Source organism: Tsukamurella spumae (assembly GCF_012396015.1).
Classification (GTDB): domain Bacteria; phylum Actinomycetota; class Actinomycetes; order Mycobacteriales; family Mycobacteriaceae; genus Tsukamurella; species Tsukamurella spumae.
In genome coordinates this window covers 1-7,255 of record NZ_JAAXOQ010000056.1, presented here as the reverse complement: position 1 = coordinate 7,255, position 7,255 = coordinate 1, and the positions used below count along the sequence as shown (strand labels likewise).

The 7,255-nt window shown below is 72.5% G+C and carries 10 protein-coding genes and 1 pseudogene; 7 read left to right on the top strand and 4 right to left on the bottom strand.

Annotation, left to right across the window (positions count from 1 at the left end; translation table 11 throughout):
* Positions 1-201: pseudogene (locus tag HF999_RS21820) on the top strand (hypothetical protein); the annotation flags it as partial.
* Positions 202-208: 7 nt separating this feature from the next.
* On the opposite strand, the gene yaaA reads toward HF999_RS21820, so the two are convergent.
* Positions 209-955 carry a peroxide stress protein YaaA gene (gene yaaA, locus HF999_RS21815; RefSeq protein WP_168547867.1) on the bottom strand — a complete coding sequence of 249 codons (747 nt, stop codon included), beginning with the start codon at positions 953-955 and terminating at the stop codon, positions 209-211.
* A gap of 24 nt (positions 956-979) precedes the next feature.
* Between yaaA and HF999_RS21810 the strand changes: the two genes are divergently transcribed.
* The gene (locus tag HF999_RS21810) at positions 980-2,737 is read left to right on the top strand and encodes a proline--tRNA ligase (protein WP_168547866.1); all 1,758 of its coding nucleotides are present in this window, start codon (positions 980-982) and stop codon (positions 2,735-2,737) included.
* Between the two features lie 61 nt (positions 2,738-2,798).
* On the opposite strand, the gene HF999_RS21805 is transcribed toward HF999_RS21810, so the two are convergent.
* The 3 genes from HF999_RS21805 to HF999_RS21795 all read right to left on the bottom strand — a co-directional run bounded on the left by HF999_RS21805 (position 2,799) and on the right by HF999_RS21795 (position 4,525).
* Complete coding sequence (locus HF999_RS21805) at positions 2,799-3,521, bottom strand: DUF4190 domain-containing protein (protein ID WP_168547865.1); 723 nt, start codon at positions 3,519-3,521, stop codon at positions 2,799-2,801.
* 63 nt (positions 3,522-3,584) lie between these two features.
* Positions 3,585-4,019 carry a ferritin-like domain-containing protein gene (locus HF999_RS21800; protein WP_168547864.1) on the bottom strand — a complete coding sequence of 145 codons (435 nt, stop codon included), beginning with the start codon at positions 4,017-4,019 and terminating at the stop codon, positions 3,585-3,587.
* Positions 4,016-4,525: a hypothetical protein gene (locus HF999_RS21795; RefSeq protein ID WP_168547863.1), complete on the bottom strand. Its 510-nt coding sequence runs from the start codon at positions 4,523-4,525 to the stop codon at positions 4,016-4,018. The genes HF999_RS21800 and HF999_RS21795 overlap by 4 nt, the downstream gene beginning before the upstream one ends.
* A 130-nt stretch (positions 4,526-4,655) precedes the next feature.
* Between HF999_RS21795 and rimP the strand changes: the two genes are divergently transcribed.
* The 5 genes from rimP to HF999_RS21770 form a co-directional block, all read left to right on the top strand.
* A complete protein-coding gene (gene rimP / locus HF999_RS21790; protein ID WP_168547862.1) occupies positions 4,656-5,234 on the top strand; it encodes a ribosome maturation factor RimP in 579 nt (192 codons plus the stop codon).
* 8 nt (positions 5,235-5,242) lie between these two features.
* Positions 5,243-6,244 carry a transcription termination factor NusA gene (gene nusA / locus HF999_RS21785; protein ID WP_168547861.1) on the top strand — a complete coding sequence of 334 codons (1,002 nt, stop codon included), beginning with the start codon at positions 5,243-5,245 and terminating at the stop codon, positions 6,242-6,244.
* Positions 6,241-6,528, top strand: coding sequence for a YlxR family protein (locus HF999_RS22895; protein ID WP_168547860.1), 288 nt, complete (start codon positions 6,241-6,243; stop codon positions 6,526-6,528). The genes nusA and HF999_RS22895 overlap by 4 nt, the downstream gene beginning before the upstream one ends.
* Before the next feature lie 46 nt (positions 6,529-6,574).
* Entirely contained in the window at positions 6,575-6,763 is a 189-nt protein-coding gene (locus HF999_RS21775) for a hypothetical protein (protein WP_168547859.1), read from the top strand.
* 198 nt (positions 6,764-6,961) lie between these two features.
* Positions 6,962-7,255, top strand: a 294-nt coding sequence (locus tag HF999_RS21770; protein ID WP_312854234.1) for a translation initiation factor IF-2 N-terminal domain-containing protein, incomplete at its 3' end; no start/stop codon positions are given.

Here is a 7,255-nt window from a genome sequence, read left to right as displayed (position 1 = left end):
CGCCCGATCCCGCACGCGGCCGCGGGTCCCACTCCGCGGCCCCCGGCGCCGCAGCCCGTCCCGCCGCCCGCGCCGCAGCGCGAGTTCGCGCCGCAGACCGGCGGCCGGCACGCGCTCCCGGAGCCGGACGGCATGCATCACCCGGTGTCACCGCAGGCCGACCGGGTCCGCGCCCGCCGGCACCGGCTCGACGAGGACTGAGTGCCCGTCAGGCGCTGGTGACGATCGTGACCTCGGTGGGGGAGGACAGCTCGGCGTGCAGGCCCGCCTTCTCGGCCACCTTCACCACGGCCCGGGCGTCGCCGGGCTCCGCGCGGCTCACGACCAGCGCGCGGGCCAGTAGCCCCTTGTGGTGCTTGTTGAAGTGCGAGACCACGGCGCGCGAGCCGTCGGGCTTCTCGGTGACGACGGTGGCCGTCACCGCGCCGGGAACCCTCCCCAGCGCCGCGTAGCCGCCGGACCGCAGATCCACGACGAGCCCGCGGTCGGCCGCGCCGAGCGCCTCGGCCAACGCGGGCTTCCAGGCGGCGGCCAGCGTGCCCAGGCCCGGCAGCTTCGACCCGGAGGACAGCCGGTACGCGGGGATCGGGTCCTGCGCGCCCACCGCCCCGAACAACGCCGAGCCCACCGCGAGGCGGGCGTCGGCCTTCGCGCGCTGCGCCCTCGTCAGCCCGCGCACGTCCAGCGCGTCGTAGAGCACGCCCGTGTACTGCTCGATCGCGGGCCGGGTCGGTGCGGTCCGCAGCGCGCGGTTGCGCTCCACCTCGTCGGTCTGCCCGTCCGAGAGGCCCAGCGCGGCGCGGGCGGCACCGTCGTCCTGCGAGAGCGCGACGAGGGCGTCGAGGAGGCGCGCGCGGGTGGGCGTCAGCGACGGGAAGGTGAGCGCCTCGAGGTCGAGGGGCGCACCGGAACCGCCACCGGCCTTGGTTTCGGACGGGGGAAGCAGGATCAGCACACGGACACACTAAGCTGTGGCGTCGTGATCACCCGATTCTCCCAGCTGTTCCTGCGCACCCTCCGCGACGACCCGGCGGACGCCGAGGTCCCCAGCCACAAGCTGCTCGTCCGCGCCGGCTACGTGCGCCGCATCGCGCCCGGCATCTACTCGTGGCTGCCCCTGGGGCTGCGCGTGCTGCGCAATGTCGAGCAGGTCGTGCGCGAGGAGATGAACGCGATCGGCGGCCAGGAGATCCTGCTGCCGGCGCTGCTGCCGCGGGAGCCCTACGAGAGCACCAACCGGTGGACCGAGTACGGCGACGGACTCTTCCGCCTGAAGGACCGCAAGGGCGCCGACATGATGCTCGGCCCGACCCACGAGGAGATCTTCGCCCTCACCGTGAAGGGCGAGTACAACTCGTACAAGGACCTGCCGGTCATCCTGTACCAGATCCAGACGAAGTACCGCGACGAGGAGCGGCCCCGCGCCGGCATTCTCCGCGGCCGCGAGTTCGTGATGAAGGACAGCTACAGCTTCGACACCACCGACGAGGGGCTGTCGGAGGCGTACGGCAAGCACCGCGCCGCGTACCAGAAGATCTTCGCGCGCCTGAACGTCGAGCACGTCATCGTCTCCGCCACGTCGGGAGCGATGGGCGGCAGCGCGTCGGAGGAGTTCCTCGCGGTGAGCGAGGTCGGCGAGGACACCTACGTGCACTCGACCGAGTCGGACTACGCCGCGAACGTCGAGGCCGTCGTGACGCCCGCGCCGCCCGCGATCGAACTCGACGGGCTGCCCGCCGCGCAGGTCTTCGACACCCCGGACGCGCCCACCATCGACACGCTCGTGGCCTGGGCCAACGAGGGGGCCGACGGTGCCTCCGTCCTCGGTCGCGAGGTCACCGCGGGGGATACGCTCAAGAACATCCTGGTCAAGACCCGCGTGCCGGGCGGCGACTGGGAGCTCCTCGGCGTCGGCGTTCCCGGCGACCGCGAGGTGGACTTCAAGCGTCTCGAGGCCTCGCTCGAGCCCACCGAGGTGGCGCTGCTCGAGGCCGAGGACTTCGCGAAGTACCCGTTCCTGGTCAAGGGCTACATCGGCCCGAAGGCGCTGCTCGCCAACGAGGTCCGCTACCTCGTCGACCCGCGCGTCGTCGACGGCACCGCCTGGATCACCGGCGCCGATGCGCAGGGGCAGCACGTGGTGAACCTCACCGCGGGTCGCGACTTCGTCGCCGACGGCACCATCGAGGCCGCGGAGGTCCGCGACGGCGACGCCTCGCCCGACGGCAAGGGCGTGCTGAGGTCCGCGCGCGGCATCGAGATCGGCCACATCTTCCAGCTGGGCCGCAAGTACACCGATGCCTTCGAGGTGGACGTGCTGGGGGAGAACGGCAAGCCCGTGCGCCTCACCCAGGGCTCCTACGGCGTCGGCGTCTCGCGGCTCGTCGCCGTGATCGCCGAGCAGCAGCACGACGACAAGGGGCTGCGCTGGCCCAAGGGCATCGCCCCGTTCGACGTGCACGTGGTCATCGCGAACAAGGACGAGGGCGCCTGGTCGGGCGCCGAGTCGCTGGCCGCGGAGCTCGACGGTGCCGGCCTGCAGGTGCTCCTGGACGACCGCAAGGCCTCGCCCGGGATCAAGTTCAAGGACTCCGAGCTGCTCGGGGTGCCGACCGTCGTGGTGGTCGGCCGGGGCTGGGCCGACGGTGTCGTCGAACTGCGCGACCGTCTCACCGGCGAGTCCCGGGAGATCGCGATCGCCGAGGCCGCCGCGGAGATCGTCGCCGCCGCACGCTGATCCGCCTACGCAACAGGACCCCGCACCGAACGGTGCGGGGTCCTGTGTGTGAGCGGGGGTGTCAGTGCAGCAGGGTGAGCAGCGAGGACGTGGTGTCGAAGCCGCCGCTGGCGGCCACGATCACGATGATGACGATCGCGATGACGAACAGGGCGATGTAGACGCCACCGAGGATCACTCCGGACAGGGCCATGCCGTGTCCGTCCTGGCCGGTCTCCTTGACCTGCTTCATGGCGATGATGCCCATGATCAGAGCCGCGATGGCCGTGATGATGCCGAGACCGTACGCACAGCCCAGCGGGAACGAGACGATGCCGCACACCAGAGCGGCGATCGCGAGGCCGTTGGTCCCGGTGGACTGCTGGCCGTAGCCCGGCGCGGGGTAGCCGGGCAGGTTCTGGCCCGGGTACGCGGGAAACCCGGGCTGCTGCCCGAACTGCTGCTGGCCGTAGGCGTTCTGCCCGAACGGCTGCTGTCCGGGGTACACCGGCGGGGCCGCGTACGGGTCCACCGGGGCGGCGTACGGGTCCGCGCCCGGCGCGGCATAGGGGTTCGGGGCCGCGTAGGGATCGGCGGGCGCGGCGTACGGGTTCGACGGTGCCGCGTACGGGTCCGGCTGCACCGTCGGGTGCACGGTGGTCGCGGCATCGGGGTCGCCGCCGTCGCTCGACGCGGTGTCGGCGTGCTCGGTCAGGTCCGGGCCGGACGAGGCCGGTTCGACGGGACGGATCACCGTCGGATCGAAGGTCCCGTCGCCGGGCTGTTGCGGATCGCTGGACGTCATCCTGCGAGTGTAAAGGCAGCGCAATGCGGAGCGCCGCGGCTGAGCGCACCGTCAGGCGGAGCGCTACGTGCGGATCCCCGGGAAGGGCGCGGTCAGCGGTGTGACGCCGAGCGCGACGCGCCATCGCGCGCCCCGTACCGCGGCACCCCCGAGACCGGTGACGCCGAGGTGGCGCACCCCGTCGCCGTCGCCGTGGGTGAGCACGCCGCGGTGGGCCGCGGCGCTGTCGTCCTCCACGGCGGCCGCGACCTTCGCGGCGCTCACCGGGTCGGTGATGGGCTCCGGCGGGTTGTAGGCGGCCGCGGCGGCCGGTACCTCGACGCCGGCGGCGCTGAGCACCCGGGCCAGGGCGTCGCGCTGGGCGCGGTGCTCCGCCGCGTACGTGGCGATCTCGGCGCGGCGGGTGGGTGCGGCGAAGGCCTCGATCACGCCGTACAGGTACACCGCCGCGTGCTCCGACTTGAGCGCCGAGGCGACCGCCTCCTGTGCGGGGGTCATCCGAGCACCACCTCGGCGTGCACGCGCGTGGCTGCGGCGACGGAGCCGAGCAGCGCCGCCTGATAGCCGGACGCGGCGACGGCGGCGTCGCCCGCCTCCCGGGCCGAGCGGGCCAGCTGCGTGCGCAGTGACTGCCGGGTCACCGGGGCGGGCGCGGCGGCGGTCGACGACGGTGCCGCGGTCACCGACGTGGGCCGCTCCACGTAGCGGGAGAGCTCTGCCGCGAGGGCGGTCGCGTGCTGGCCGCGCTGGTCCGCGATGAGGCTCAGCTGGGGCGCGGCCGCACCGTCGAGCACGGCGAGTCCGCGGGCGAGCTCGGCGTCGGCCTGGGCTCGCGCGGCCGCCGCCTGCAGGCGCATGGCCTGCGGATCGTCGGCGCGGTCCTCCGGCGTGGTGCATCCGGCGAGAGCGGCGCCGCCCACCAGGGCGCCGCCGGCCACCAGCGCGGATGTCAGGGCGGTGCGCCGGTCGATGCCGCGGCGCGCGCGAGGGGGTTGGTCGATCACGGCCACGAGTCTATGGGGTCCGGCGTGGGACCGAAGTCGCGGCGGTCGGCCCGCGCGCCATGAGTACACTGGTCGCAGCGTTCGACACCGTGGGCGAGGTGCCCCGGGACAATTTCACAGGGAGGCGCGTATGGCATACGACGAAGCGGCGGTGAGAGCCGTCATCACGCCTCACCTGGAAGCGGCGGGCCTCGATCTCGAGCAGCTGAAGATCAACAACGCGGGCCCGAAGTCGTCGATCGCGGTGGTGGTCGACAACGACGCCGGTCCCACGCTCGACGGGCTGGCCGAGGTCGCCCGGGCGCTGTCGGCGGCCGTCGACGACGCCGATGAGGTCTTCGGCGGCCAGGCGTTCACCCTCGAGGTCACCACGCCCGGCGCGGAGCGTCCGCTGTGCGAGCCGCGCCACTGGCGTCGCGCCCGCGGCCGGCAGGCCGCGATCGAACTGCGCGACGGTACGAACCTGCTGGTCCGGGTCGGACCGCTCGCGGACGACGGGCGCACGGTCACCGTCGTCCTGCCCGGGGCGAAGGGCGCCGCCCCGACCACCCGGGAACTCGATCTCGAGGACGTGGCCGCGGCAGGCGTCCGGGTCGAGTTCCGCAAGCCCAACCCCCAAGAGATGGAGCTCTCGGGCATCACGCCCGGGCGCGTGGAGTCGGGCGCCGAGCCCGAGGATCTGACCGGCGACGACGCCGACGAGGAATGAGGACGTAGATGAACATCGACATGGCGACCCTGCGGGCCATCGAGGCGGAGAAGGACATCTCCGTCGACACCGTGATCGAGGCCATCCAGGTCGCGCTCCTCACCGCCTACAAGCACAGCGAGGGCCACGAACCGCACGCCCGGATCGACGTCGACCGGCGCACCGGCCAGGTGAAGGTGCTGGCCCAGGAGCTCGACGCCGACGGCAATGTCATCACCGAGTGGGACGACACCCCCGAGGGCTTCGGGCGGATCGCCGCGGACTCGGCGCGCCAGCTGATCATGCAGCGTCTGCGGGACGCGGAGAACGACCGCACCTTCGGCGAGTTCGCGGTCTACGAGGGCGAGGTCGTCTCGGGCGTCGTGCAGGCGGACGCGCGCGCCGCGGCCCGCGGCTTCGTCGTGGTCCGGATCGGCAGTGAGCGCGAGGGCCACGAGGGCCTGCTGCCGCCGGCGGAGCAGGTGCCGGGGGAGAGCTACGCGCACGGTGACCGGATGAAGTTCTACGTCGTCGGTGTCAGCCGCGGCCAGCGCGGTACCCAGATCACCCTCTCGCGCACGCACCCCAACCTGGTCAAGAAGCTGTTCGCGCTCGAGGTGCCGGAGATCGCCGACGGCAGCGTCGAGATCACCTCGGTCGCCCGGGAGGCCGGCCACCGGTCCAAGATCGCAGTGCGCACCTCCGTGCCGGGCCTCAACGCCAAGGGCGCGTGCATCGGACCGATGGGTCAGCGCGTGCGCAACGTGATGAGCGATCTCGAGGGCGAGAAGATCGACATCATCTCCTACGACGACGATCCCGCGGTGTTCGTCGGCAACGCGCTCTCGCCGTCGTCCGTGGTCTCGGTCACGGTGGTCGACGTCAAGGAGAAGGCCGCCCGCGTGGTGGTCCCCGATTTCAAGCTGAGCCTCGCGATCGGCAAGGAGGGGCAGAACGCCCGCCTCGCCGCGCGCCTGACCGGCTGGCGCATCGACATCCGCTCGGACGCCGAGGGCGCGCAGCCGCAGTGAGTGGCGGGTCGTCTCAGGAAACCCGCACGGGGAACACCGAGCCCGTCCGCACCTGCATCGGGTGCCGGGGCCGGGCCCCGGCGGGGGAACTGATCCGGGTCGTCGCCGTTCCCCGGGCCGACGGTGTGCTCGCGGTCGTCGTGGACGCACGGCGTCGTCTCCCGGGGCGCGGGGCATGGCTGCACGACGACCAGCGGTGCCGCGAGCTGGCGCGCAAGAGGAACGCCTTCCGGCGCGCGCTCAGGCTGTCCGGGCCGGTGGATGACACCGAAGTCGTTCGTTAGGTTAGGCTAACCATTTGTCGTGATAGGGTCCACTTCCGCTGGGTGGGTGCCGACGCTCGCCACCGGCGCGCTGCTCGATGCACTCGGGACGGTCGGCCCCGGCGCCGGCGTGGCGTGGATCGCGATGTCGGCGGCACTGCTGATCGCCGCCGTCGCGGCGCCGACGGTAGTGAGTGGCGGTCGCGGTACGCGGGACGGTACTATGACAGACGGTCGACGAGCCGCCTCCGCCTGATCCGTCGGGCGGTAGACGCGCTCGGCACTCGGCTGATCGTGGATCCGCCACCTGAGCAGGGGCGACATCGCCCCGAACGAAGGAATCGAGCTGAAGACATGAGCACCCCGTGAAGCACCAGCGATGAACGGCAATCGGAGTAACTAACCGAGGTCGGCGGGACCACATATGCCCTCGACCTCACATTTGAGGAGAAGAGTGGCAGGCAAGGCCCGCGTGCACGAGTTGGCTAAAGAGCTCGGTGTCACCAGCAAGGAAGTTCTCGCACGTCTCAGTGAGCAGGGCGAGTTCGTGAAGTCCGCGTCGTCGACGGTGGAAGCACCCGTCGCGCGACGCCTGCGCGAGGCGTACGGATCCAAGTCCGACGGTGGCGCGAAGTCCGAGAGCGGCGCGAAGCCGGGTCCGGCCCGTAAGCCGGCCGCTCCCGCGGCGAGCGCCCCCGCAACCTCGGCGCCCGCGGCCCGCGCGGCCGCTCCCGGCGCCCGGCCGGGC